The following is a 1,936-nucleotide window of genomic DNA, read 5'->3' as shown; positions in this document are numbered from 1 at the left end:
CCGACAGTGGCGGCGTCCTGCCGCTGGGGGCGAACCAGCTGGTGCTGCTGCCGGCGCACTTCCTGCACTCGGAAGGCAACTTCCACTTCTACGACCCGGTCAGCCGCATCCTGTTCACGGGCGACCTGGGCGTGTCCCTGACTTCCGGCCAGGAAGCACGCGAGCCGGTGACGGAACTGGCGCCCCACATCGCCCGCATGGAAGGCTTCCACCGCCGCTACATGGTCTCCAACAAGATCCTGCGGCTGTGGACCCGCATGGCGCGCCAGCTCGACGTCGCGATGATCGTGCCGCAGCACGGCGCCCCCATCATGGGCCAGCGCGCCATCGCCGATTTCTACAACTGGCTGGACGGCCTGGCCTGCGGGATCGACCTGTTCGACGGACGCGCCTACCAGGTTCCCGCGCTCGCCATCGACCCCGCAAGCGCCCGAAAAGCCTAGGCCGACCGGCGGCGCAGCAGCGGCCGGGCCAGCAGCAGGCCGGCCAGCAGCAGGCCGTACACCCACACCTCGCCGAAGTCGTTCTTGCCCGCGCGCATCCACCCGAAGTGCAGCACGGCCAGCGCGGCCACCAGGTACACGCCGCGGTGCAGCCGGCGCCAGCGGCGCGCGCCCATCCAGCGCGCCACCGCGCCCGGCGAGCTGGCGGCCAGCGCCAGCAAGACGATCCAGGCCGCCATGCCCACCAGGATGAAGGGGCGCTGCAGCAGGTCGCGCAGCATCTCGCCCGGCTCCAGCCCCATGTCCAGCCACGCATAGGCCAGCAGGTGCAGCGACGCATAGAAGAAGGCGAACAGCCCCAGCATGCGCCGCAGGCGCGCGAGCGGCGGGTGGCGCAGCAACAGGCGCAGCGGCGTAACCGCCAGCGCCACGCACAGCGCCCGCAGCGCCCACAGACCGCTGCCGCGGATCAGGGCCTCCGCCGGATTCGGGCCGAGGGCATCCGCCGCCGCCCCCCACACCAGCCAGCCCAGCGGCAGCAGGCACAGGCCAAAGACCAGCGGCCTGGCCCAGGGCCGCACCAGCCAGGGGCGCCGCTGGTCGCTGCGCGCGCGCGTCAGCCCTTCAATAGAATTTCTCCAGGTCCATGCCCGCATAGAGCTGGCCGACCTGGGCCTCGTAGCCGTTGAACGGCAGGGTCTTGCGCTTGCGCGCAAGCAGCCCGTCCTCGCCGATGCGCCGCTCGGTGGCTTGGCTCCAGCGCGGGTGCGCCACCTGCGGATTCACGTTGGCGTAGAAGCCATATTCGTGGCGCGCGGCCTTGTTCCAGGACGTGGCCGGCTGCTTCTCGACGAAGCGGATCCGTACCAGGCTCTTGGCGCTCTTGAAGCCGTACTTCCAAGGCACCACCAGACGCACGGGCGCGCCATTTTGCGCCGGCAGCAGCTCGCCGTACATGCCGAAGGCCAGCAGCGTGAGCGGATGCATGGCCTCGTCCAGGCGCAGCCCCTCCACGTAGGGCCAATCCAGGATGCGCGCGTTCACGCCAGGCATGCTCGCCTTGTCGGCCAGCGTGACGAACTCCACGTATTTCGCGCTGCCCTGCGGCTCCACGCGGCGGATCAGCTCTGCCAGCGAATACCCAACCCACGGGATCACCATGGACCAGCCCTCCACGCAGCGCAGGCGGTAGATGCGCTCTTCCTGGGCCGACAGCTTCAGCAGCTCCTCGATGTCGAAGCGCCGCGGCCGGTTCACCAGGCCGTCCACTTCCACCGTCCACGGGTGGCTCCTGAAGGCGCCGGAATAGCGCGCGGGATCGCCCTTGCCCGGGCCGAACTCGTAGAAGTTGTTGTAGTTCGTGGCGTCCTGGTAGTCCGTGATCTTCTCCATGGTCGCGGCGCCGGGGACCTCGGAGCGGCGCCCCGGCAAAGGCGCCAGGCGCCCCGGTGGCGCCCCGGGGACGGGCGCGGCCAGCGCCTGCCGGCCGGCCC

General features: G+C 70.6%; 3 protein-coding genes. 1 reads left to right on the top strand and 2 read right to left on the bottom strand.

The genetic code is table 11. The features are described from left to right. Window positions 1–443: oxygen-binding di-iron domain-containing protein (locus A612_RS08145; RefSeq protein WP_019374009.1), on the top strand; the 443-nt coding region annotated here is incomplete at its 5' end. Here the strand turns inward: A612_RS08145 and A612_RS08140 are convergent. Together A612_RS08140 and msrP are read right to left on the bottom strand one after the other, a co-directional pair. Further along, window positions 440–1,099: a protein-methionine-sulfoxide reductase heme-binding subunit MsrQ gene (locus A612_RS08140; RefSeq protein WP_081501143.1), complete on the bottom strand. Its 660-nt coding sequence runs from the start codon at window positions 1,097–1,099 to the stop codon at window positions 440–442. The genes A612_RS08145 and A612_RS08140 overlap by 4 nt on opposite strands. After that, window positions 1,068–1,936 (bottom strand): protein-methionine-sulfoxide reductase catalytic subunit MsrP (gene msrP / locus A612_RS08135; protein WP_019374007.1); only part of this gene is annotated, 869 nt, incomplete at its 5' end. The genes msrP and A612_RS08140, both read right to left, overlap by 32 nt.

Source organism: Melaminivora alkalimesophila (assembly GCF_000282995.1).
In the GTDB taxonomy this organism is placed as follows: Bacteria; Pseudomonadota; Gammaproteobacteria; order Burkholderiales; family Burkholderiaceae_C; genus Melaminivora; species Melaminivora alkalimesophila.
This window is presented reverse-complemented; position numbering and strand designations above follow the sequence as displayed.